At 38.2% G+C, this 24,037-nt stretch carries 31 protein-coding genes and 2 pseudogenes; 3 read left to right on the top strand and 30 right to left on the bottom strand.

Annotated features, from left to right (window positions below):
* Positions 1–2: 2 nt before the first annotated feature.
* The 29 genes and pseudogenes from EKQ44_RS07400 to EKQ44_RS07260 all read right to left on the bottom strand — a co-directional run bounded on the left by EKQ44_RS07400 (position 3) and on the right by EKQ44_RS07260 (position 19,870).
* On the bottom strand, positions 3–482 hold the full coding sequence (locus EKQ44_RS07400; RefSeq protein WP_237662912.1) for an ankyrin repeat domain-containing protein: 480 nt from the start codon (positions 480–482) through the stop codon (positions 3–5).
* The gene (locus EKQ44_RS07395) at positions 475–1,149 is read right to left on the bottom strand and encodes a hypothetical protein (RefSeq protein ID WP_237662911.1); all 675 of its coding nucleotides are present in this window, start codon (positions 1,147–1,149) and stop codon (positions 475–477) included. Before EKQ44_RS07395 ends, EKQ44_RS07400 begins: the two co-directional genes overlap by 8 nt.
* Positions 1,150–1,253: 104 nt before the next feature.
* Positions 1,254–1,724 carry an Imm26 family immunity protein gene (locus EKQ44_RS07390; RefSeq protein ID WP_237662910.1) on the bottom strand — a complete coding sequence of 157 codons (471 nt, stop codon included), beginning with the start codon at positions 1,722–1,724 and terminating at the stop codon, positions 1,254–1,256.
* A gap of 60 nt (positions 1,725–1,784) precedes the next feature.
* The gene (locus EKQ44_RS07385) at positions 1,785–2,162 is read right to left on the bottom strand and encodes a hypothetical protein (protein ID WP_237662909.1); all 378 of its coding nucleotides are present in this window, start codon (positions 2,160–2,162) and stop codon (positions 1,785–1,787) included.
* An 18-nt stretch (positions 2,163–2,180) separates the two neighbouring features.
* Positions 2,181–2,456 carry a hypothetical protein gene (locus tag EKQ44_RS07380; RefSeq protein ID WP_237662908.1) on the bottom strand — a complete coding sequence of 92 codons (276 nt, stop codon included), beginning with the start codon at positions 2,454–2,456 and terminating at the stop codon, positions 2,181–2,183.
* Positions 2,457–2,837: 381 nt separating this feature from the next.
* Positions 2,838–3,266: an Imm26 family immunity protein gene (locus EKQ44_RS07375; protein WP_237662907.1), complete on the bottom strand. Its 429-nt coding sequence runs from the start codon at positions 3,264–3,266 to the stop codon at positions 2,838–2,840.
* A 77-nt stretch (positions 3,267–3,343) separates the two neighbouring features.
* The gene (locus EKQ44_RS07370; protein WP_237662906.1) at positions 3,344–3,853 is read right to left on the bottom strand and encodes a HEAT repeat domain-containing protein; all 510 of its coding nucleotides are present in this window, start codon (positions 3,851–3,853) and stop codon (positions 3,344–3,346) included.
* A gap of 131 nt (positions 3,854–3,984) precedes the next feature.
* Positions 3,985–4,395, bottom strand: coding sequence for a DUF3221 domain-containing protein (locus EKQ44_RS07365; RefSeq protein WP_237662905.1), 411 nt, complete (start codon positions 4,393–4,395; stop codon positions 3,985–3,987).
* Positions 4,379–5,002, bottom strand: a complete 624-nt coding sequence (locus EKQ44_RS07360; RefSeq protein ID WP_237662904.1) for a S16 family serine protease — start codon at positions 5,000–5,002, stop codon at positions 4,379–4,381. Before EKQ44_RS07360 ends, EKQ44_RS07365 begins: the two co-directional genes overlap by 17 nt.
* A gap of 537 nt (positions 5,003–5,539) precedes the next feature.
* Entirely contained in the window at positions 5,540–6,112 is a 573-nt protein-coding gene (locus EKQ44_RS07355) for a HEAT repeat domain-containing protein (RefSeq protein ID WP_237662903.1), read from the bottom strand.
* Between the two features lie 244 nt (positions 6,113–6,356).
* Positions 6,357–7,001 (bottom strand): rRNA methylase, encoded by a 645-nt coding sequence (locus EKQ44_RS07350; RefSeq protein WP_237663321.1) that lies wholly within the window; start codon positions 6,999–7,001, stop codon positions 6,357–6,359.
* Positions 7,002–7,148: 147 nt separating this feature from the next.
* The gene (locus EKQ44_RS07345) at positions 7,149–7,304 is read right to left on the bottom strand and encodes a hypothetical protein (protein ID WP_237662902.1); all 156 of its coding nucleotides are present in this window, start codon (positions 7,302–7,304) and stop codon (positions 7,149–7,151) included.
* A gap of 291 nt (positions 7,305–7,595) precedes the next feature.
* Entirely contained in the window at positions 7,596–8,195 is a 600-nt protein-coding gene (locus EKQ44_RS07335) for an imm11 family protein (RefSeq protein WP_237662901.1), read from the bottom strand.
* Entirely contained in the window at positions 8,179–9,150 is a 972-nt protein-coding gene (locus EKQ44_RS21560) for an AHH domain-containing protein (RefSeq protein WP_414491260.1), read from the bottom strand. Before EKQ44_RS21560 ends, EKQ44_RS07335 begins: the two co-directional genes overlap by 17 nt.
* A 304-nt stretch (positions 9,151–9,454) precedes the next feature.
* Positions 9,455–9,682, bottom strand: a complete 228-nt coding sequence (locus tag EKQ44_RS07325; RefSeq protein ID WP_237662900.1) for a DUF6572 domain-containing protein — start codon at positions 9,680–9,682, stop codon at positions 9,455–9,457.
* A gap of 13 nt (positions 9,683–9,695) precedes the next feature.
* Complete coding sequence (locus tag EKQ44_RS07320; protein ID WP_237662899.1) at positions 9,696–9,983, bottom strand: hypothetical protein; 288 nt, start codon at positions 9,981–9,983, stop codon at positions 9,696–9,698.
* Positions 9,980–10,594, bottom strand: a pseudogene (locus tag EKQ44_RS07315) (RHS repeat-associated core domain-containing protein); the annotation flags it as partial. The gene EKQ44_RS07320 and the pseudogene EKQ44_RS07315, both read right to left, overlap by 4 nt.
* Positions 10,595–11,074: 480 nt before the next feature.
* A complete protein-coding gene (locus EKQ44_RS07310) occupies positions 11,075–11,425 on the bottom strand; it encodes a transposase (RefSeq protein ID WP_237662898.1) in 351 nt (116 codons plus the stop codon).
* 1 nt (position 11,426) lies between these two features.
* Positions 11,427–12,407 (bottom strand): RHS repeat-associated core domain-containing protein, encoded by a 981-nt coding sequence (locus tag EKQ44_RS07305; protein ID WP_331254652.1) that lies wholly within the window; start codon positions 12,405–12,407, stop codon positions 11,427–11,429.
* Between the two features lie 196 nt (positions 12,408–12,603).
* Complete coding sequence (locus EKQ44_RS07300; protein ID WP_237662897.1) at positions 12,604–12,957, bottom strand: hypothetical protein; 354 nt, start codon at positions 12,955–12,957, stop codon at positions 12,604–12,606.
* Between the two features lie 404 nt (positions 12,958–13,361).
* Positions 13,362–13,682, bottom strand: a complete 321-nt coding sequence (locus EKQ44_RS07295; RefSeq protein ID WP_237662896.1) for an immunity protein Imm33 domain-containing protein — start codon at positions 13,680–13,682, stop codon at positions 13,362–13,364.
* Complete coding sequence (locus EKQ44_RS07290) at positions 13,679–14,209, bottom strand: ankyrin repeat domain-containing protein (protein ID WP_237662895.1); 531 nt, start codon at positions 14,207–14,209, stop codon at positions 13,679–13,681. Before EKQ44_RS07290 ends, EKQ44_RS07295 begins: the two co-directional genes overlap by 4 nt.
* Before the next feature lie 7 nt (positions 14,210–14,216).
* Positions 14,217–15,209: a GH-E family nuclease gene (locus EKQ44_RS21555; protein ID WP_414491282.1), complete on the bottom strand. Its 993-nt coding sequence runs from the start codon at positions 15,207–15,209 to the stop codon at positions 14,217–14,219.
* Between the two features lie 297 nt (positions 15,210–15,506).
* Positions 15,507–15,962 (bottom strand): hypothetical protein, encoded by a 456-nt coding sequence (locus EKQ44_RS07280; RefSeq protein ID WP_237662894.1) that lies wholly within the window; start codon positions 15,960–15,962, stop codon positions 15,507–15,509.
* A gap of 17 nt (positions 15,963–15,979) precedes the next feature.
* Positions 15,980–16,618, bottom strand: coding sequence for a hypothetical protein (locus EKQ44_RS07275; protein ID WP_237662893.1), 639 nt, complete (start codon positions 16,616–16,618; stop codon positions 15,980–15,982).
* An 84-nt stretch (positions 16,619–16,702) separates the two neighbouring features.
* Positions 16,703–16,807 (bottom strand): annotated as a pseudogene (locus tag EKQ44_RS21630) (RHS repeat-associated core domain-containing protein); the annotation flags it as partial.
* Between the two features lie 15 nt (positions 16,808–16,822).
* A complete protein-coding gene (locus EKQ44_RS21550; RefSeq protein ID WP_237662892.1) occupies positions 16,823–17,734 on the bottom strand; it encodes an RHS repeat domain-containing protein in 912 nt (303 codons plus the stop codon).
* 32 nt (positions 17,735–17,766) lie between these two features.
* The gene (locus tag EKQ44_RS07265; RefSeq protein ID WP_237662891.1) at positions 17,767–18,315 is read right to left on the bottom strand and encodes a hypothetical protein; all 549 of its coding nucleotides are present in this window, start codon (positions 18,313–18,315) and stop codon (positions 17,767–17,769) included.
* 103 nt (positions 18,316–18,418) lie between these two features.
* On the bottom strand, positions 18,419–19,870 hold the full coding sequence (locus EKQ44_RS07260; protein ID WP_237662890.1) for a spore germination protein: 1,452 nt from the start codon (positions 19,868–19,870) through the stop codon (positions 18,419–18,421).
* Positions 19,871–20,061: 191 nt separating this feature from the next.
* Between EKQ44_RS07260 and EKQ44_RS07255 the strand changes: the two genes are divergently transcribed.
* Positions 20,062–20,988 carry a S66 peptidase family protein gene (locus tag EKQ44_RS07255; protein WP_237662889.1) on the top strand — a complete coding sequence of 309 codons (927 nt, stop codon included), beginning with the start codon at positions 20,062–20,064 and terminating at the stop codon, positions 20,986–20,988.
* A gap of 402 nt (positions 20,989–21,390) precedes the next feature.
* Here the strand turns inward: EKQ44_RS07255 and EKQ44_RS07250 are convergent, their stop codons facing one another.
* Positions 21,391–22,068 carry a hypothetical protein gene (locus EKQ44_RS07250; protein WP_237662888.1) on the bottom strand — a complete coding sequence of 226 codons (678 nt, stop codon included), beginning with the start codon at positions 22,066–22,068 and terminating at the stop codon, positions 21,391–21,393.
* Positions 22,069–22,264: 196 nt separating this feature from the next.
* On the opposite strand from EKQ44_RS07250, the gene EKQ44_RS07245 reads away from it, so the two are divergent.
* A complete protein-coding gene (locus EKQ44_RS07245; RefSeq protein WP_237662887.1) occupies positions 22,265–22,609 on the top strand; it encodes a DUF3889 domain-containing protein in 345 nt (114 codons plus the stop codon).
* A gap of 578 nt (positions 22,610–23,187) precedes the next feature.
* A complete protein-coding gene (locus tag EKQ44_RS07240) occupies positions 23,188–23,958 on the top strand; it encodes a TerC family protein (protein ID WP_237662886.1) in 771 nt (256 codons plus the stop codon).
* The last annotated feature ends 79 nt before the right edge of the window (positions 23,959–24,037 follow it).

The raw sequence follows: 24,037 nt of genomic DNA, 5'->3' as shown, positions 1-24,037 counted from the left end.
AATCACTTTGAATCAGCGCCTAAAAGAAGTGAAAGTACCGTTCCTCCTATACTCCGAGCTAACTCTAATGGCGAAACATCATGTTTGTTTTTTCTCTCTCTGTCGGCTTCATGTTTTAGTAATTGTTGAATTACCTTTTCATCACCCCTGAAATAGAATATGGCATCGGATAATGGTGTGTTTCCATTTATGTCTTCTAAGTCGATTTCCGCTCCGTTCTTCAACAAGACTTCTGTTATTTCAGCAGAATTATTTTGGGCAGCAAAATGTAAAGCTGCTGTTTCTCCCAAGTAATCCTGCATATTAACGTGAGCACCATACTGAATGAGTAATGTTGCCATTTCTATATGCTGATCAATAACTGCCTGCATCAACGGAGTTCGACCATCATCATCCTGGAAGTTTACGTCATGCCCTGCTTCTAACATCTTTACCAATAATACAGTATCTTCTAAAAGAATGGCTTTCATTATTTCAGTCATTTCTTTTCTCCTTCTTCTTATAGCCATTCAATTCTAAATTCTCTATGAAACTATTAAATATCTCCAACCCAAATTCATCCTGTTTTCGCAAATAATCTTGTTTTTGCTTTATAATGAGTGAAATGACATCTAAGTCTTTTTTCATAATAACAGCCAGAGCCACCGCATTAATGGCCCTTTTATAATTAATTGGACAAAGCAAAACAGCTTTCTCATCATCTCTAAGACATAGATTATAAACGGCTTCTTTCTCTAAGTATCTATCAATTAGTGGGAGAATAACTGTCTTTATACTTTGAAACATAGATTCAGCAATAGCTGGAATATCTCCTTCCCTAATGATGGTCCATCTCCTCTGTCTTCCATCCCTTACATTTCCTAACTCCGCACCTATGGTAAACGTCCCTTTTTTCTCTTTCTTTGTAAGCAATGCGTTCCCCATATGCCCCATGCTTTCGACCTCATCGAACCTTATTCCAAAATCAACGGTCACATCTAGGTCTTCTTGGTGCTCGATATACATTAAATGGATGCTGATTAAACCTTTCTCCATTTTTTTAATAACCGACTGCCCAATCACCCTTTTTTCAAAACTGTGCATATTCAAACGTTCAGAGAGATCCTGTAATAAGGCATATTTAAGCTGCTTTGTTTTATTCTTTTCCAAGTTTTATTTCACATCCGATTATATTGTAGTTTTAAGGCTTAACCACAGATTTGGAAGCAACTTTTCATTCGATCTTTCGCGTTACTATAATTGGAAAGTTGAATTCAACCAATATAAATAAGGTCGTTGTAGTAGTCATCCCATTCACCAGTAATAAACTTTGCTCTTACTGCATTCTCTAAAGAAACTGGGGACCAGGATTCAAGTTCTTTAAAATCTTTTACTTGGTCTTGGTCTGGAGAATCATCAATTATTTCACCTTTATAATTGGCCAACATATATCCTTCTTCAGTCTCGACCTTGTAAATCGGTAAGTTTAATTCGGGAATCTCTCCATTTCCAATGATTTTCCATAAACCATTCTCTAACCTCGAGTTTACCGTCTGAATTAATAGAATTACTGAATTTGAAATTATAGTATTTACTGGGGGATGTTCCCTCGAAATCAAGTCGTATATAACGATACAGTCACAGAATGTTCCTTCGCCTACTACTTGACCATAACTATATAAATTATGATCAAGTTTAATGGTAAATACGTCGCCAGTATTAACCTTAACTTTTTTCTTTTTCACTATTATCATCACCATATGCTCATAGGATTTACCCTTTCAAACATCTCATCATTTCCACAATTACAAGCGTGTGTTATCGTTTTCGATTTTTCTATTAAAAATATCGTGTAGGTATTCTTCTTGATTAGTGTTTAGAAAATGATTATTATCATTTTCCCTATAATATAGCTCCAAAATACCTTTATCGGAATCCACGATTGGTCGAACACCATCAAGTACAGTAAAAAACCCAAAAATGGAAGTATCCACAGCCCTTCTAATAATATTAACGACTATTTCTTTTTCTTTATCGTTTAGATGCAAAAACCAGTTAGAAAGTTCAAGGTCCTCACTACTAGGTTTTCTTCCAGGCGGATCAACTAAATCTTCTATACTATCTGAAATACTTGCATCACGAACTACATCTATAATGCTTTTTACAAATTCTTCACTATTCATTATTCACCTTCCCCTAGTTCATTTATTAATAAAATCTACACAAACATCGTGTAATTGAATATTTTGCTTCAAAGAGTTATTACTTTCCTTTTCAATGAGATCTAGCTGTAGGTTATCCTTCATATAACCATCAATAAGTTCCAAGATTCCATAAATGGTTTCATAAGTAACTTCATATAATACCTTCTCGGCATTTACACAATTATATTTGCTCAAAGCACCCTGAACTGCTTCGTCTTGAATTTCATGTAGTGTCTGGAAAAATAATTCCTGACTAGAACTCAACTTTCTCATATAAACCCTCCTTATCAAATTTTTATTTAACTTATTTCCGAACTCAGTAATCTTTTTGACTTTCATAATTTGAGTCTTTATTAATTTTCGAGATACCAAGCTGCTACTGTTTATACCAATATCTCCATACATTACCAGTGAACTCATAATATCCACATGATCACCTTGTTTCTATTTTAGATAGAGTATATATAAAAAGACCTTTTCTATTTCTAGATTACTTAACAAATTTATATCAGGAAGTCTTACCATTGTTATATTTCGTTATGAAGAAGCACATATCCTTTTCGCTTTCGTATAAGATGTTCTTTCGAGTTTATCTCCCCAATAAAAGAAACCCTGATAAGCGTTTAGCCAATCAAGGTTTTTTAGGTTAGCAGTCTATTTCAAAGGATCCCTATGCCACTTGTCATCACCCATGATTCTATCGATGATTTGATTACCCTCCCATACTGCTGCTATTTCAAGACCAACACATTCTTCTTTATTAGCATCTTTTATTTCTCCCCTATGATAGATAGAGTAATCACCTGTTATTGAATCGATTAAACATGCTGGTGGAGGCCATGCTTCCTCTTCATTATGAAATGGACGATTCTCAATATATGTCCATTCCCCTGATTTAAGTATATCTTCATATACTCCAACAATAAATTGATAATCTTCATTACGAGGAATATCTGCTATTGAAATCCCAATGTAGCTATAAATCGCAATGCCTGCGTCTTTAAATCTCCTACCAAATGCAAATTTACCATCTGGTAGGGGGATTGCATATACATCACCTAATTTTATTCCTTTACATTTCATCTAGATTTCCCAAACTCCTTTCAGCAGCGTTTAAATATTTCTGCCTATCAGCCAATCAAAGGTTAGTTTCTCATTATTTAGCACGATTTTTTGATAACATCCTCTATAAGTTCCATCACTTCAGTATCTTCCTCTTCCTTTAGAGCTGTTTGAATTAGACTTATAACCCTTTGATCATTAATTTCTGATAAGGCTACAACAGCCATATATCTAATATCTGGTGAATTGTCTGATAATAATTTTGCCAACGGTTCAATTAAATCTTCATCTGGAAAGGATGAAGCAATTTGCGTATTCCAATATCTTATCTCATATTGCGCACTATTTAATCCTTCAATTAAATGAGGCATTACTTGTTCTGGTAAATACTTCAAAAGTACGTCCTCTATTAGTTGGTAAGCTCCAAAACCACTGCCTTCTCCAAATGAGTTCAAAAACAGAGGTATACAAATTGGATTAGGATTATCTAAGAAATATTTTCTAACCTCATTATATGTATTGAGTATCTCAGGATTACCTTCCAATGAGCTATCATCTGGAAGAGGTTGATTTTTTTCTAAAAAATCTATAGCCTCACTTAGATTCATTACTTTGACTTCAACTATAATACCTTCTTCTATTTTCCGACTCCGTATGGATTTGCAACGCCTAGGGCTTGGTTAGCCTGTGATGCTTGTGACATTACACCATTTCTTCGTATCTAGCTGTTGCATGCTAATTACGGTAACTTTCTTAGTTTCAAAGCCGTTGTCTTACCAGGATGAGACTCTAAAACCACTCCATCATTCCAAACCTCCACCATGTCCCCTTTTCTTACCACAGAAATCGTCGTTTCCTCCCCTTCCGCCGTTAGAATTTCGGTTACTTCATTAACCGTAACCCATAGCTTGGAGAGCGGCTGGTTGTAGTGATTGTATTGTTCTTCTAAGAGGATAGTTTCTCCCTTTTTCTGAAGTACCTTCCCTAGATGGTGGGCATCCCCTGTGGTGTCTTCACTAAAATTAAACGTTGGTGTTTCTTCCCTGTTTACAGCAAGAACAACGAGAAAACCTACTACTAATAAGGCAATGAATCGAATGCCAGCCTCCTCCCTTCTTGAAATATCATTTCTATTAATTCGCTTCTTCATTCCATTTTTCTATTATCTCTATGGCATCCTCTACATTTTTCACTCCAGATATTTTAATTGATAAGGAGTATTCTTGTTGTATCTTCTCAGCCTCTGACAAGTTGTCTTGTGGAACAATCATATGGGTGTGACCGTCTCTTGCGGCAATTTGGACCTTTTCTTGAATAAGTCCGACTTCCAATACATTCCCATCCTTATCAATTGCCCCCGTTACAGCGATAGGCACTTCATTGTTCCAATTGTCCTCTTTCGAAAGCGATGAAAGAGTCAAGGCCAAACCTGAACTATCTCCGCTCCGATCCTCCCTTGTCAAATAGTCGCTAATTTCAAGAGGGATTTCCTCAAGTAAAAAGGATAGATTTTCACCCATCGTCACATCCATATTCTCTCTGGTGGAGAATAATCCATAGAAAGAATCGACCTTATCTTTATACCGTAGACGATTATCTATATAAATGACACCATATTGATTGATACCATTTTGAAACTCCGTATCTGCCCCTTCCATCACATAAGCTGTTAAAACACTAGCAATAAATATGCCTGAACCTTCCACCACTTCATGTGTCGGATAATATAAATAATGAATGGACTCTGAATCATCCATAAACAGTAAGGGATACTCATATAAAACTAGGAAACTGATAAAAATGGAAGAGAGGATAAACGATCTGCAAGTTGGTCGGACATTTATGGAAACTCCTATAAAAATGGCGCACATAACTATTAACATAAGTAAAAGGAGTACAAAAAAGGCCCCAGATAACAAATCGAACAAGTATAAACAGAGAAAACTAAGATAAAGAAATCCTACTCCGGTAAAAGGCAATAGTAGAAGCCTGTTTCTTTTATCTAAACCATACATATTGCCCCTTGGCCCCCTTCCCACTATCCTCTATTACTATTCGGCAGATTACCTTATTATCCTCTTTTTTCCATAGGCGTCAGAAACACAAATGACATCTCCATGTGCATTTAATGGTAAATAAGTGGAAAATGCGCATATTTGTCCTCAATTTGTTAATCTATTAAGGTACTATTCTGGCTATAATATAAAAGTAAGAATTTAAAAAAGAAGCAGTGGACCGTCCCTCTGCTTCCGTAATTTTATTGCCATTAGTCAATGGGTGGGTAAGTTATAAACCTACCTTTTAAACTTACCAACTATTTTTATTGCTTCATTTCGTATCCAAGATATTGGATGATTTGTAAGAGGTTCAATATAGGGAATTAATTTGGGATCTTTATAATATGCTAACCCACTTATTACATGACCATTTACCTCTTCATCATTAAGTAAGTCTAACAAGATTGGAATTCCTTTTTTCTCCTTCATTTTAGCAACAGCAATAATCAACATTTGTCTAGCTATTCCATGTTTCTTATCTTGAATAATCTCGAGTAATTCTTCTACTTTTGATTTGTCTTGAATAATTGATAGTGTGTTTCCAATTGCCCATTTATAAGATAGATTTCGAGAGTTCTTGAACTCAGTTATTAAGTCCTCAGTAGCTTCAGTAAACCCCTTTACTCCTAAGCATCTTACTAGGAATTGCTTATCACTTTCATCAACTATTTCTCGAATATGCTTAAGCAAGATCGGCACAACATCCTTGAAACTTTTGTCTATTTTCATCAAGTCATTTATGTTTGAGATTTGTATATCTTTAAATCTAATCTCTTTTGATAACACTTCTTTTTCAAGTTTCCTTATCACTTTATCACCTACTTATTTAACAAGCTTTTTTAATTTAACGGACCATAAAAAAGGAAATGATGTTTTTACTTGTTTAATTCCGAAAGCTAAGGGTATCAAAAATTTGTCATTTATAAAATATTTACCTTATTAATTCTGAAGAAAGGAAAAACCCTTACATCTTTAGATCACCTATTTTGAAATACCAAAAAACCTTGAAAGATTTATACCTTTCAAGGTTTACTTTCAAATTCTTCCACTATGCTTAGGTACTTTGCATTTCAGTTTCTAATATATTGCAAACTTTGCATAGATAGAAATAGAGAAAAGATTCACCGAAATTAAACGAGAAATTTTCATGTACTAATCCCTCTGAATTAAAATCCTCACTACATATTGTAGCTACGTATTCCATCGGGTTATTGCAACATTCGCAATTTTTATTAATGTTATCAACAGCATAAAGTGGTTTCCCAAGAATCCTACATACGTATTCCGAACCAAATGCCTCAAAAGCAAGGTCAGATGGTTCGTCGGTAGAAGGTGTATCAACTTTTTGGAACTGTTGTAATGTCATAGCAGATACAGGAAGTGGATAAGGCAATCGGTCTTCCTCTTCACTAACCCATCTTTCATTATCGATCTGTTTTACAATATTTACTTTTCTATTAACTGGATCAATTTTAAAGACTTGACGTTCCCAGTATGAAGAGCAATTCAAACAAGAAACTAGCGGTAAATCTTTTAAAGACCTATTGTATATTTGATTTAGTCTTGAATCAGTTAAGTTAAAACAAAAGATTAGATGTGAATTAGTCTTACAATTAGGACAAATTGGTGTAGTCCAGGAATCTCCACCAAATGAATGGTTGAAGATTCCTGACCCTTTCACAACTCGATACCCAGGCACTCCCAATGTTCTTCCTCCTCAAGTTATTTTTTTGGCGGCTTCCGATAAAGTTGCTGACCGTACCTGACAGCTTCCTTTAAACCTTCATTATATTTCCTCCCGAAGTTTTTCTTTACATCCCATACATATTTTTCCATACGTTGTCTATCACTTAGTCGGTTTCGTCTTAGCCTTCACTGCTTGCTTATTAGCCTTCACCGTGCGGTTATGCTTGACGGTTGTTGCGACGAATTTCTTCGCCTTTAAGCCCTTGGCACCTTTGGAGATCGCTTTAGCCCCTAGTTTCACTCCAAACTTTGCCACTCCCGCTCCAGGCACAAAGTTGGAGGCAGGCTTTCCGCAGCACCCGCTTTAAGGTACCACTTGGAGTTCGGGCTGCGCAGGGTGTTGATGTCGTGTGACATTACCCCATTCGTCGTATTCATAGGTTGCCGCGATATTCCCGGCTGAATCGGTGAGGGCGATGACGTCTCCGCGGGCATTGAATTGATAATATTAGACAATATTATTATAGCGTGTTTCATAGTTTTGTAAGAAAAAATAAAGAATATAAAAAAGAAGCAGAGGACCGTTCCCTGCTTCTCAATAGTTTATTTATTCAAACTGAACACCTTTAACCCGTTTTTTCTCAAATGCAGTTTTGATAGAATCAGATACCAGTACATGAGATTTATAATCTTTATTTCTTAGAATATGATAGTGATGTTCTAAGTTTCCTTTATAAACTATTTTATCTAGGCTAAGAATTGCATCCGTTCCTCTAATAGTAGTGTACTTCGATTCGACTTTATCTAGTACTTCAATAGAATTCAGGACATTTAATAGAAAATAATTAGGAACTCTACCATTTTTAGCATAAACACTTGCTTCGAAAATTTGAATATCATCCGGACAGTTTTCATTTAATATTTCTATTACTTTTTCCGAGACAATTAAAAGGAAACCATTATTAGGCAAAACATCATATAAATATTTTTCATCACATTCAAAAATTATTTTAGGGGAAACCACCTCTTCTTTTAATAATTTCTTTCCTTCTCTAAAAAGAAACCTATCTGTTCCACTACCTTCAATATACTCTCCTATTCTATTGTTAGGGTAATCTTCGGGTACAGACCAAATCCAAAACACTAAATACACCTCTTTCTTATTTTGCCCATTGGCGTTTATTCTTATTTCAAGCTCTGCTTCCATTTCTTAACAATTGTCTTTCTCCGCTAATTATCCCTCGTAATGCATCATTATATTGCTTTTGAGACCAACCATTTGCAGTTCCAATCTCTAGTACTTGATCCATTTGCCTTGCTAGATTCTCACTGACTTTATTGGTATGTTTTCCTTTGTGTATACTTCTTGTAGGATGTAAGGAAGCTTTGCTTGGCAAGAACATTTTATTGCTTCTAGATTGCAAGTCAAATCCAGCTTCCTTTAGCAATTTATGATTTTGGGTTAATTTATTCTTATCACTAATTATATGGTGTTCCTGAAACCCTTGTTTTCTTAGATTTGCAGCTTTACTGTTTACTTTTCTTTTGTTAGATTTAGATACTGTTTGAATTGGTTTTACTTTTGCTACAGTTTTCTTAACTTTAATAATACGGTTCTGCTTGACGGTTGTTGCGACGAATTTCTTCGCCTTTAAGCCCTTGGCACCTTTGGAAATCGCTTTAGCTCCTAGTTTCACTCCAAACTTCGCCACTCCCGCTCCCGGCACAAAGTTGGAGGCGAGACTAGCCGCAGCTCCTGCTTTATGATACCAATTGGAGTTCGGGCTGCGCAGGGTGTTGATGTCGTCCAAGACACCGATTTTCAGGCCTTTTTTGGCGATTTTCTTGGTGGACTTCCAGCCTCTTTGCAACCATTTTGGAGCATGCCCGTCCGGGTCGATATTGTTGACTGGATCCGCATCGGCATATAAGTAACGATTCAGAGATGTTGGTTCGTCTTCTTCCCCTTCGTATTCATTCGGAACGATGAAACGGCCGGTGGAAGGATCGTAGTCTCTCCAGCCCATCAAGTATAGGTTGATGTCCTTGTCATAAAGGACCCCATATTTTCCGACATATCGGTATGGATTGGCATCGGCCAGGGCTTGGTTGCCAGTGATAGCAGTGACGTTACCCCATTCGTCGTATTCATAGGTTGCCACGATATTCCCGGCTGAATCGGTCAGGGCGATGACGTCTCCGCGGGCATTGAATTGATAATAGTAGACAATATAATTATAGATTTTTTGATAGTCTTAAAAGGAGCTTTTGGAACTAGAATAAGGAATATAAAAAAAGCAGAGGACCGTCCACTGCTTTCAACAAAGTTAAGAACCTTGAAAGGCTTTTAGCCAATCAAGGTTTTTTAACTCATAAACCAACTTCATAACTGAATTTGAACCCAGCTCTATTTATAATATCGGAAACTTGTTCAATGAAAAGTTCACCTGACTGAGGAGGATTTTTTTAAAAATATATCTTTATTTCAAATTCACTTCCATTTGCAACTTCATACTGGGAATAAATCTCTCCACTCTCTAAAAAACTTAAATATACATTCAGTTTTTCTTGAAGAAGCATAAGGTGTTCGTCAATGGCATTCCAATCCATAGTATCAATTATCCCTAAGGTAACTACACCATCATCTTTATTAAAACTAATAACATCTACCTCATCTGTTTGCTTCAACCCCATTATGTCCCTCCTATCACTTCTTCTTACGTATAATATTTATTTGTGTTGGAGGTATTACTGTTCCACCACTAAATGGATGCTTACCTTTCCCAACAACTACTCCACCTGTTTTGGATATTTCAGGGAATGCAATTTTTTGATTTTTGGTTAGCGGAGCAGTCTGAGAAGCCTTGCATTCTATACAACTTATATTACCTGTTTTTGCATCCCTGTGCATTATATCTATTCTTGTTTTAACCCCGCTTTTTGTTTTGACTGTAATTTGTTGAACAACTACAGAGTTTTTCGGGTTAGATTTCACTTTTGTAACTGATTACTACCCTTAGTATTATTCTTCGTCTTAGCCTTCACGGCTTGCTTTTTCGCCTTCACCGTGCGGTTCTGCTTCACAGATGTAGCAACAAACTTCTTCGCCTTGAGTCCTTTGGCTCCTTTTTGGATGTTTTTCACACCGTATTTGGCGACAGCTTTCACTCCAAATTTCGCCACTCCCGCTCCCGGCACAAAGTTGGAGGCAAGGCTAGCCGCAGCACCCGCTTTATGATACCACTTGGAGTTCGGGCTGCGCAGGGTGTTGATGTCGTCCAGGACACCGAATTTCAGGCCTTTTTTGGCGATTTTCTTGGTGGACTTCCAGCCTTTTTGTAGCCATTTTGGAGCATGCCCGTCCGGGTCGATATTGTTGACCGGGTCGGCATCGGCGTATAGGTAACGATTCAGAGATGTTGGTTCGTCTTCTTCCCCTTCATATTCATCCGGAACGATGAAACGGCCGGTGGAAGGATCGTAATCTCTCCAGCCCATGAGATATAGGTTGATGTCCTTGTCATAAAGGACCTCATATTTTCCGACATATCGGTATGGATTGGCATCGGCCAGGGCTTGGTTGCCAGTGATGCTTATGACGTTACCCCATTCGTCGTATTCATAGTGATTGCCGCGATATTACCGGCTGAATCAGTCAGGGCGATGACGTCTCCACGGGCATTGAATTGATAATAGTAGACTATTTATTATAGCGTGTTTGATAGATTAATTATGTTCTTTTGGTTCTAATATAAAACAAAAAGAAGCATAGTACAGCCGCCTTCTTCCCAAATTTTGAGCCATTAGTGATTGGTTTGGTAAGTTATGAGCCTACCTTTCTTATTTACCAACTACTTTTATTGCTTCTTTTCTTTCGTATCCAAGATATTTGATGGTTTGTAAAAGGTTCAATATGGGAATTAATTTGGGGATCTTCATAATATACTTTTGGCTGATTTAATCGTAAGAAGGTTAAAGCATAAAAAAACCTTGAATGGCATTTAGCCAATCAAGGTTTAAAACTTGATTTAAATTATATAATTATCTTTTGTAATATTAATATAACCTCTGTAATCAAACTTTCAATTAGTTGTTGCTATCTCGATCTTCTATGAATTCTAAAAACAAATCTTGTAGTTCTCCTTCTGTATCCTTAGAATCAAGCAGTAATTTGGGTTCTAACGAACAATCATTTAAAGTTGAGCTTCCATCTATTACACCTAGCATGTTTGAAGTGGTATCGATCATGGTTTGTTCAATTATTCTCATTAAGGTATCTTTATTTTCACCAGTTAAACTATTGTAAAAACCAATAGCTTTTTTCCAATAATCATCTGTTTTAGAAGTAACATTCGTTGTTTCATACAAGTTTTTGTATAGTTGAAGGTTCTCTTTAACGATGGTCTCATAAAGTGATTTCACAAAAATATCACTCATTTTACTTCCTCATTTCTGGATACATTTTTTTGTTTAATTTAATAAGTTTTTTTAAAGCAGAATTCGGTATGTCATCATAGACTCTTCTAAGTTCCCTAATATCTCTTGCCAATAACTGTCTAGGATTATCTATTCCTTTTGCACTTCTAGAAACTATTCCATTAGGTCCTTTAATGGTGTGCCCCACCTTTGGAACATTAATTGCAGGTGCCGTATTTAAATCATAATTTTTTACTAATTTCTTCATTGCTGCCTTCTGTCCTACATGATGGGCATCAAGTCCTTTTACTCCTTTAATATCTTTATATGCTCCAACTTGATATTTACCTGTATCCTTATTACTCTTCCTCGTATTCCCCTTATTCACCGACTGCACCGGCTTCGGTTTTGCCTTAGCCATCACGGCTTGCTTCTTCGCCTTCACCGTGCGGTTCTGCTTGACAGTTGTCGCGACGAATTTCTTCGCCTTTAAGCCCTTGGCACCTTTGGAAATCGCTTTAGCTCCTAGTTTCACACCAAACTTCGCGACTCCCGCTCCTGGCACAAAGTTGGAGGCAAGGCTTGCCGCAGCACCCGCTTTATGATACCACTTGGAGTTCGGGCTGCGCAGGGTGTTGATGTCGTCCAGGACACCGAATTTCAGGCCTTTTTTGGCGATTTTCTTGGTGGACTTCCAGCCTTTTTGAAGCCATTTTGGTGCATGTCCGTCCGGGTCGATATTGTTGACTGGATCGGCATCGGCATATAGGTAACGGTTCAGGGATGTTGGTTCGTCTTCTTCCCCTTCGTATTCATCCGGAACGATGAAACGACCGGTGGAAGGATCGTAGTCTCTCCAGCCCATGAGATACAGGTTGATGTCCTTGTCATAAAGGACCCCATCTTTTCCGACATATCGGTATGGGTTAGCATCAGCCAGGGCTTGGTTGCCTGTGATGCTTGTGACATTCCCCCATTCGTCGTATTCATAGGTTACCGCGATATTCCAGGCTGAATCGGTGAGGGCAATGACGTCTCCGCTGGCTATTGAATGGATAATAGTAGGTAATATTATTATAGCTTTTTTGATAGTCTTATAAGGTGAGTTTGGACTAAAATGGATATAAAAAAGAAGCAGAGAATTTTCCCCTGCTCCCTAATATTCTTCCTCTAGTTCTTTACTATTTTATTTAACTATACTACTCGAAGTCTAAGTCAGAAAAGTCTAAATGTAAAGTCTCCTCTTCATAATCATATTGTTTATTACCAATAACCTCCTCTTCAACACTCTTCTGTATATTTCTTATTTTTTCATCTGAGAGTCCATAGTATTTAAAAATGAGCACGAGTGCGTCAAAATAATATTTAATATATTCTTTACTTTGTACAGGTTGATTTGTTATTTCTTCATAGGTTAACCATAAACCCCAGTTAATCATTTTTTCTTTTGAATCAAAGTCAGGCCCCTTTACCTCTACACTAATAGTATTTTTATTTGTAGATACAATTAAGTTAAAATATAGGACTTCATCATTTTCAACTACTTTTTGCAAGTCCTCCTTAAGAAATTTATTTAGCTCCTCCCTAATTATCAAATCCACTTTATGACTTACAGAGAAATAACTATTTACTTCACTATATATATTACTGGTAGTGATATCTATTTGAGATACCTCCCTTTTATTTTTTCATACCTGGGTTGCCGTGATATTTCCGGCTGAATCGATGAGGGAGATGACGTCTCCACGGGCATTGAATTGATAATAGTAAACAATTTTATTATAGCAATTGTTTGATTTTGGTTTATAAATTGATCAGATGTTTTTACTGCTATAAAAATAATTGAGATAAATAGAAAAAAGCAGGGGAGCGTCCCCCGCTTCATGCAATACAGATTAATTTCATTATAACTTCATGCTAGTAATATTAATCTGTACTTCACACTTATAATCCTTTCTTAGAAAAATACCTTTTCTCCCGATTCAGTATAAACAAAATACTTTTTATTATTTTCGGTTAATAAAGTAATCTCTGTGCCAATCGGCATATCAAAAATCTTAATTATTGCAGGTTCTATTTCAAGGATCGTCCCCCAGTCACAAATTGACATATTCGATGCATCTGCAAGAAATTCTTCTGTATCTATGTCAGATAAGAATCTCCACCCATTATCAACCTCATTTATTGGTTCTTCTTTAATACACCATTTCAATTCCCCTAGATTTTTGAGAATATTTTTGGATACAACGCTACCTCCTAACCCTAAACTCTTTTTCAACTAATCGCCTCCAACGCTTCTTTCATATCCTCCGTTCCACGTTCTTCAATTATTCGCTTTAATGAATAACCATATCTATTTAAATCATTAATGTTCGGTCGTTTTCCTAAACATTTAATTATTAGTTCGTTTCCTTCCTTTGTACGTTCCTTTAATACTTCTTGACATAGAGTCATTATTGCAGAATTAGAAAATTTACCATCTTTCAAATTCAAGTCAACACCCGTTTCAACCAACCTATTTGCCAAATCAACAGCACCTGTACAATTAATATTTGCTGCTAAATAATGTAATTCATTACACCCTTCATTGGAAATGATATTAACTTTTGCATTATTGTCTAGTAAGAAATTTGCAATATCAAACTTTCTACTAATTAATGATCTCTCAAGTAAACTAATTCCATTTATATCAACAGAGTTTATTACGTCTTCAATACACTTATTTCCGTTTTTTAACTTCCCCAAAAAATCTTCAAAGTTTCCGAACTTTATAATAGTCCAAAGATCAGCTTTATTTATATCCATTACTTTATTACCTCCTTTTTTCATACTTATGACCTCGGTTAGTACTTGGTAATTCTGGTCTATAGTTTTTAGGGTTCCTGTACCACTCTAAGAATTCTTTCTTTGAAATTATACCTTTCATATACAATTCATGAACTTCAGAATACTTTTCTCCTGGTATATGGCCCATATCCCATTGTCCGTTCCTTGGCTTAGATTTATCCCAAATTATCTCCGCACCTGAAGGATCATAGACTTTTCCATTCTTAGGATCTTTAGCACTCTCCCAAACTTGTTCAACTTGACCCTTTCCATAACTAGGTCTGCTTTTATTATATGGTTTTTTGGAAAAATTTACCTTTCCCTTGGTATGATTATTACTTTTCCTCGTATTCCCTTTATTCACCGACTGCAACGGCTTCGGTTTCGCCTTAGCCATCACGGCCTGTTTCTTCACCTTCACCGTACGGTTCTGCTTGACGGTTGTTGCGACGAATTTCTTCGCCTTTAAGCCCTTGGCACCTTTGGAAATCGCTTTAGCTCCTAGTTTCACTCCAAACTTCGCCACTCCCGCTCCTGGCACAAAGTTGGAGGCAAGGCTAGCCGCAGCACCCGCTTTATGATACCACTTGGAGTTCGGGCTGCGCAGGGTGTTGATGTCGTCCAGGACACCGAATTTCAGGCCTTTTTTGGCGATTTTCTTGGAGGACTTCCAGCCTTTTTGCAACCATTTTGGAGCATGCCCGTCCGGGTCGATATTGTTGACTGGATCCGCATCGGCATATAAGTAACGATTCAGAGATGTTGGTTCGTCTTCTTCTCCTTCGTATTCATCCGGAACGATGAAACGGCCGGTGGAAGGATCGTAGTCTCTCCAGCCCATGAGATATAGGTTGATGTCCTTGTCATAAAGGACCCCATATTTCCCAACATATCGGTATGGATTGGCATCAGCCAGGGCTTGGTTGCCAGTGATGCTTGTGACTTTACCCCATTCGTCGTATTCATAGGTTGCTGCGATATTCCCGGCTGAATCGGTCAGGGCGATGACGTCTCCACGGGCATTGAATTGATAAAAGTAGGTAATATTATTATAGCGTGTTTATTAGTCTTATATGGGAATTTTTGGACATGAATATAGGAAATAAAATAAAAAGAAGCAGAGGACCGTCCCCTGCTTTCCAGCTAGTCATAAAAAACCTTGAAAAACATTGAGCCAACCAAGGTTGATTATTTTGAATTATATAGACATTTTTTTAATCTTCCATTAGTTAAATAATCATTTTTCAGCAGTCTCGTGCTTCTAAAGAAAATTTAATTAATATATCACTGTAAGTCTGAAAACTAAGTCGTTAAAGTCAATATCACCAATACCGTTACTACATCGAAACAGAAAGTTATTGTCATCTTCTTGCTCAACTATTATTCCGGCATTTCCAACCCAAGCTTCAACCCCTCCATCAAAATCCCATATATTCCATAGATTCAATTGACCTACTTGATTATGAGGGAAACATTTAATAATAAAGCTGGATGGAGCACTATCTTGCCAAAAGACAGGTGATTTTATTCTTTGACTATTAATCTCAATATAGCCTTTTCTTTTGTCAAGTGATAGTTCAATACCTTGTCTATATTCATTTCTACAACTAATAAATTCAATTTTGATATCTTGCCCTAGTTTAACCTCAAACCTCTTTGACATAACTACCTGGCTACCATTGATATTTAATGCCTCCCCCTTATTTTTAATAAACATCTCACCTAAACTCATAGTATTTGTTCCCTCCCTTAATAGCCCGGTCTTCTAAACGGGTCAACTTTCGCATGGTCTTGTGGCCACCTTGGAACAAAATCTTTTCCGCCATCTCTTTTGGGAATAGGTTCATGACTCAATTCCTTTGATTCCATACCACCCTTATCAGGATTATATCTTTGCGGAGCATTCCCTTTTTTCATCCTTGCTACGTTTTCTGCACCATATTTTTTTATTGCATTAGCACTTGCCGCTTCATTTTTCCAATATCTTGATCTCACAGTGTTCCATGCTGGCTCTTTACCTTTAGATGTTGGTTTATAAACATCATCACCAACTTTCCACCTTTTAGAAACACTTCCCTTGCTATTATTACTCTTCCTATTGTTCCCCTTACTTACCGACTGTACCGGTTTCGGTTTGGTTTTAGCCTTCACAGCTTGCTTCTTCGCCTTCACCGTGCGGTTCTGCTTCACCGTAGTAGCAACAAACTTCTTCGCCTTGAGTCCTTTGGCTCCTTTTTGGATGTTTTTCACACCGTATTTTGCGACAGCTTTTACTCCAAGCTTAGCCACTCCCGCTCCCGGCACAAAATTGGAGGCAAGGCTAGCCGCAGCTCCTGCTTTATGATACCACTTGGAGTTCGGGCTGCGCAGGGTGTTGATGTCGTCCAAGACACCGAATTTCAGGCCTTTTTTGGCGATTTTCTTGGTGGACTTCCAGCCTTTTTGCAGCCATTTTGGTGCATGACCGTCCGGGTCGATATTGTTGACTGGGTCGGCATCGGCGTATAGGTAACGGTTCAGAGATGTTGGTTCGTCCTCTTCTCCTTCGTATTCATCCGGAACGATGAAACGTCCGGTGGAAGGATCATAGTCTTACCAGCCCATGAGATATAGGTTGATGTCCTTATCATAAAGGACCCCATATTTTCCGACATATCGGTATGGATTGGCATCGGCCAGGGCTTGGTTGCCTGTGATAGCAGTGACATTACCCCATTCGTCGTATTCATAGGTTGCCGCGATATTCCCGGCTGAATCGGTCAGGGCGATGACGTCTCCGCGGGCATTGAATTGATAGTAGTAGACAATATTATTATAGCGCATGCTTAATAAATTGCCATCTGCATCCCGGTAGAAGTTGGACACACCTTCAGGTTCGCCGCCTGTTTCCTTTGTGATGGAGAAAATCTCTCCATTCGTATCGCGGTGATAGTGAAAATGTTGCTTTGCCAGGATATTGATTTTTGCCAGGCGGTTCCCATCTTGATCGTACTCATACTCAAAATGCTCGACTACTTGGTTATTAACCGTTTTCTTTACGGCAACCAGCTGATCCATATTATTGTAGCCGTAGGTCTGGATGGTCGTGGTGCTACCTTCTATTGTTGTCTTTTTCGAAATGGCACCTGTTGTGTTGTATTCGAAATTATTGGTTCGAACTAACGCTCCCGTGCTTTCATTATAAACTTTCTGTTGAAGCAGTCGGTTTCCGGTTGTGTACGTATACGTTTCCTTCGTTTTTCCTGTAGTTAAATTGTCTACTTTGGTGACATTGGAGTTGCCGTCATAGGTGTATTTGTATCTCTTTCCGTTTGCTTCCACTGTCTCCAAATTTCCGGACGGTGTATACGTGTATTTTCTGACTTTGTTGCCATCCGTTATCTGAGTGATTTGTTCTGTTGGCGAGTACTGATATGCAAGGTTGATTATCTGGGAGCCACTGTTGTTGGTCCCTTTTAATGTTGCTACTTTCGAATCCCCATTGTATGTCAGCGCGGTTGTCACGCCTGGTGCCAGTACTTTCGTAATGGAATCATCTACTTGATACTCGTATTGAAAGAGTCGAAATTCGGTGTCGTTATTTCTTTGACACGTTCATTGGCATCATAGTAAACGACTGTATCTCCCAGGAAGTTCTTGAATGTCTCTGAATCGTTCCTGTCGTTGAATTCATTAATTGTTTCGGTTCCTGTATGAGAGATGGATTCCTTGATTAAACGGTTATTGTTATCGTATTGATAGACGGTAACACTGTCGAAGATACCGTCCCCATCTGGGTCAAAATTAGACGGAATTTTTACTGTTTGATCGTAGATCCATTTCTTTAAGATGTTATTATTTTCATCATAGAAATGGCGATTCTCTGTAATTAACCCATCAGCCAATCCGGTTTCTTTTACAAGTCGGCCCAGTTCATCATAAACCAAGGTCGTCTCTCTGACTGTTTCGGGATTTGACCCTTCTTTGCTTTTAAATACCTTACCTGTGACTTGTCCCATGTCATCATAACGATATTCAATGCTTGTCAAAACGGCTGGGCAGGTTGAGAATTGAGTGTATGTATAGTTTATAATGTTAAAGCGCAAAGGAAGATTTCCTTTGCGCTTAAGTGTGTGTTAATTCTGATGCAGTAATCTTATACTCTTAGATTATAAAAGAAACGAGTAATCTACTCCCTCGTCCCTCACTTTACTTTCCGTCAACATTAGGAAAACTATGTTTACTATTATTCACCCTTTCTAATCTACCTCTGAAGAATGTATCCTTAAACTGTTCCATTCGAAAGGGGATAATTGGGGCTAAATACGGCACTCCAACAGAACGAAGTGTAACCATATAGATGAGCAAAATGGTTGTACCAATAAGCATGCCAGGAAGTCCGAAATAATTTCCAATCCATAAAAATGCAAATCGCAGTGTATTTGTAGGGGCTGCCATTTGTTTCGATGCTAGTAAAAGGCTTGTTAAATAGGTGATGGACACTAATATGAGGCTCACCGGGTGTATTATTTTTGCAGAAACTGCTGTTTCTCCAATTGCGATGGTAGCCAACAAAGAAACAAGTATGATCGCACTTTGAGGAATCCTGAAAATGGCATCGACTAAAACCATTAATAAAAAGAATAAAATAATCATACTCCAAAAAGGGGAAAGCAGCTCATCCCCTTTAAACAAAGTTTCCGCAACATTTTTGGGTAACTTATCAGAATAGAATTTCTCCATGACAACATAAACGCTCGGGATATAGATTGTCATAATAAAGCTGATTAGCCTCAAAAAACGAATGCTAAAACGGCCCAGTTTCTGATTATATTCATCTGGTGCGTGGAGGGCAGATATAAATAAGCCTGGTAAGATGATTCCATAGGGATTCCCATCAACTAGCACTACTACTTTTCCATCATATAAGGAGGAAGTAATAACATCAGGTCGTTCAGAGGTTTCAGACATAGTAAATAAAAAATCTTTATATGGATTCTCCATAGCTTCTTCAATCAGCTTTGCCTCTAATACATAGTTAACTTTCAGTTTATCTATACGCCGCTTAACTTCGGATAACACATCTTGATCCACGACACCTTGAATGTATAGTAGGGATATGGCAGTTTTGGATATAGTTCCGATATTCATGGATTCTGTACAAAAACTTGAAGTCTTTAACATGCCACGCAATAACCCTATATTTGTATCTAGTTTTTCAGTTAATCCTACCATCCCGCCCCTTGGGGAACGCTCACTAACTACTTGTTCTATACTTCTTTCTTTCATCTGAACCGTCTTAGCAATAATCCCCTTGGCATATCCGTCGATTAATAACACGGTGTGTCCATCAAGAAGAGCATCTATCAATTCTTCCAGTGTGTTGGCTATGTTAGTACCAGCTGTTCTTATGATTCTTTGGGAAACGTTATCCATGAAGGAATCATCCCGCTCTATTTCATCATCTAATTCTAACAGAGGTTCAATTATATGAGTCTCCAGTTTATCTGTATTCACTAGTCCTTCCATATAAACAAGCGACATATATAAAGTACTTTCGGTACCAGCTTGAAGCTTTCTTATGGAAAGAGAGGATGTATGATGAAAACAAGTTTTAAGGTTGTTGATAGTATCTTCGAGATTAGGATGGATGGGCTTCATTTTATCATTCACCTTGCATATATTAGTATGTTTCTCCCTTTAGGAGTGCATTGGGTCGTTAACTAATATGCTCGTAAAAAGTGAAACTATACTGATATGGGCCTTACTTTAAGTTGCTTCCCCCTTCCCCTTCTCAAAAATAATTCCCATCATATATATAGAAGTAAGATGAATTTTGAGGAGCGAGGATAATGGCCATTAAACCACCTGTTCTACAAAGTGGAGATACGATTGGATTGGTTACTCCAGGAAGTCCCATAGATGCAGCGATTATAGATGCGAGGGTGCAGTTTTTGAGGAATATGGGGTTTAACGTTGTGTTTGGCAATTATGTGTATTCTATTGATGGGATTGTTTCTGCCCCTGCTGACAATAGGGCCGAGGATATTATGGATATGTTCCAGAATCCTGATGTGAAGATGATCCTACCGACACGTGGTGGGACAGGAGTGCAAGGTATCCTTCCTTTTCTAGATTTTAATGTGATCAAGGAGAATCCTAAGCTCATTTCAGGATACAGCGACAACACGGTCCTGTTGAATAGCCTCTATCAATTCAGTGATCTAACTACCTTTCATAGCTTGATGCTAATTGATTTTCGAGCGGAAACGCCTGCTTATAATTTTAATCAATTTTTCGCAGCCACCTCCACGTTCACATCACCACGCACTATTCAAAATCCACCAGAAATGACGCTGATGAGTGTGACGCCTGGAAATGTGACGGGTCCCATCGTTGGAGGCAATCTGACCTCCATCGTGAATACCCTTGGCACTCCCTATGAAATTGATACGAAAGGGAAAATTTTATTCCTTGAAGAAGTCCATGCACCTGCTACGATGATTTTCCGCTTCCTTACCCAGCTGTCCATGGCAGGAAAATTCAACGATTGTATCGGCATCATCATGGGTGAATGCACGGATTGTCCCGCTTCCTACAACACTACATACTCAGACCTAGTCAATTACTTTCTTGTTCCTTTTAATAAACCACTGATGATCAACCTCGCCACCGGACACGGCAGATATAAAGCGGCCATCCCAATTGGCGCCAGCGTCAATCTGAATACGACGAATAATACGTTGACGGTGTTGGAACCAACGGTATCATGGGAGTAGGTTGGACCGCAGAGGCATACCCGTAATCAAAACAGGAAGATCACTTGATTGAGAATATAGCGAGATTTATGTAAATATATGGATTGTCGTTAATTTGAACGAGTTTATTGTATAATTAGGAGGTTTTATTGTATACTTTCGCCATTTTATTGAATAATTCATCCACTTTATTGACTAATTCACTTCACTAATCTAACTCGGTGTAATAGTGGCCACCCCTGCAAGGTAACCTCTCTGCTCAACTGAAGTTATTTCGATAAACCATTCGAGATTAGTCGATACTTGGCACTGTCCTCACATCCCTAATACATAGCCACCAAAAATTCATTTAATCAAACGTTTGATTGAAAATTTCTATCTTAAAAAAATAATAGCCTAAAAATCACTCCAAAAATCTATAAGTCAATACTCAAAAAACTCATACAATTCCTCCACATCATTCGTCTTATAGACCAATTTCTCTTTATCAAAGACCAACATAATCGGAAATTCGGGAATCCCAAGTTCTTCTTTGTAATCCACCACATATTCCTCATCGTAAGGCCTCCAAGTAGCAACCACTTCTTCATCCGTGATATCCAGGATTTCTTCATAAAGACTCTCTTGCAACTCTGCAGGTAAGGTAGAACCTTCTTCATACATAACAACTAGATTATACCCGTCCACATGTGATAACAGCCTTGCATATTTTTCTTCGTAGGTCATCTCTAAAAGGATAATCTCTTCTGGTGTACCTTCAAAGCTCCCTCCCCTAGGTGGGGTCACCAATACTTTTTGCCCCCTCTTTAGGTCTTCAATAGATGCCTCGGTTCCGTCCTCATGCTTAATTGTCGTTTCTTCCCCCACCTTAGCGATGTATAAGTAACCCTCATCTGTTCCATTTGGCCCTTTCCTATCTCGTTTTTCCCATTCGGAAATGTCAACCTCAACTCTACCCGTACTAACATCCCATACATTTCCGATCATTTTATTATCTTCAAAATGTGAGTAAGTGCTCTCTTCATATTCCACTGCTTGAGATCCACAAGCAGTAAGGAATAAAATACCAAACAGGATTAACACGAAAGATGAATGTCGCATAGCTTCCCCTCCTTGTATCATTGGTGTTGGCGTCGCGCCCCACCCCAACCTTCATAAAAACATATTAAAATACTGCTTGCCTCCTACCCTACTATTTTCTTCAGAACCTCTCTCTATCCTTATTTTTCCAAACATACTCTCTTTTACAAACTAATCCCACAACAAATGGGCATTATACATAATAATTGGAGGGATTATGATGAGGAAAAGTACACTATTTTCATGTATAGCATGTCTACTGCTATTGGGATTTCAACCAGCACCATTTATAGAAGCCATACAAGAATCAAGGGAACAAACACCAAGCTATGCAAAATGGGGCCAACTCGCGATGAAACGGACAAAGGAAGCCTATCCTAAAGCGGATATAGTCGATTATCTTCATGTAGGTAGACAGGAAGGTCCAGTATTAACAACGGAAAAATTCAAGTTGTGGCTAAAAGAGGGGAATGCTGAGTTCGGAGTGGAGGTTACAATTAGTTTTTATTCGAAGAGTGAGGCTGTTAAAGAGGTTAAGTTGAAAAAAGAAGATCGCCGGTAAAGAGATGTCAAAAAATAACCTGTCTATTGCAAACATTTCTCTTGCAAATCACTTCAAAACATACTATTATATTCTCAATAGCACGTGAGTTAGTGTTATGCTCAACTTGAGCCTATATACTCCAAAGGGGAGTAGCTGACAGTTATGTCGACAATACGTGGTAGCAATATCACCGGCTTAACTGGCAACTTAAACGTTGTTTGCGAGACCTTTGCCATGATGGTAAAGGGATATATTTGTGCATTTCCAAACCTTTACCATGCATTTGGTAAAGGTTTTTTGTATTTTCCAAGGAGGGAATGACCATCTAAACAACAAAATCTTGCAAAAAACTACCTATATCAAAAACTCAACGTAAAAGGAGAAAAACGAACGTAATTGAATCATCTTTCTGAGAAAAATATTTTAATCTGGTTAACCTTTTTTGTCACCTTGAAATTGTATGCCGTTTCCATATTAACCTTGGATCTTCATAATCCGCCAAGATCATTGGCATTACCATCACCAAGTATTTAAATGAACCTTGTTTTGCATGATGAGCATAAATAATAGATCAATGGAGCGGAGGAAGATAATAATTGGATGTTGGATTATTGCTTGAATACGGTTGGGTGTTGCTCATACTGATTGGTCTGGAAGGGATTCTCGCTGCGGATAACGCGCTTGTTATTGCGACAATGGTAAGGCACTTACCGGAGAATCAACGGAAAAAGGCTTTATTTTACGGATTGGCGGGGGCATTTGTGTTCCGATTCGGATCTTTGTTCCTTATCTCCTACCTTGTACACATATGGCAGGTTCAGGCTGTAGGAGCATTATATCTGTTGGGGATTGCTGTATATCACCTTCTGAAAAAGCATGTATTAAAGCCTAAGCTCATGAAGCATGCCGAGAAAAAGAAAGGCTCCGGCTTCTGGATGACCGTTATAAAAGTGGAGCTGGCTGACATTGCCTTTGCAGTAGATGCCATCCTAGCTGCCGTTGCCCTTGCCGTCATGCTTCCGACAACCAGCCTTCCGACAATCGGTGGCTTAGACGGCGGACATTTTGCTGTTATCCTCACAGGTGGGATCATTGGTTTGGTCATCATGCGATTCGCGGCCGGCTATTTTGTCACCTTGCTTGAAAAGCGCCCCGGACTTGAGACAGCTGCATTCTTTGTGGTCGGTTGGGTAGGGGTAAAACTTGGGGTGTACGCACTTTCCCACCCGGAGTTGGCGATCCTTTCAGAAGGTTTTGCAAAAGGAGCTCCATGGAAAATCACATTCTGGTCTGTACTTGTGTTAATCGGGGTGCTGGGATGGATGTTGTCTAAAGAGAAAACGAAGGTACCACAGGTGGAACATTAATTGGATGGGTCGCAGGGACATGGTTGGTCCCTCGACCCATTTTTACTTTAGTTTAAAGGGAACGCTCTTTCAAAGTTGG

Origin of the sequence: Sutcliffiella horikoshii (genome assembly GCF_021991925.1) — a bacterium.
Classification (GTDB): Bacteria; Bacillota; Bacilli; order Bacillales; family Bacillaceae_I; genus Sutcliffiella_A; species Sutcliffiella_A horikoshii_F.
This window is presented reverse-complemented; position numbering and strand designations above follow the sequence as displayed.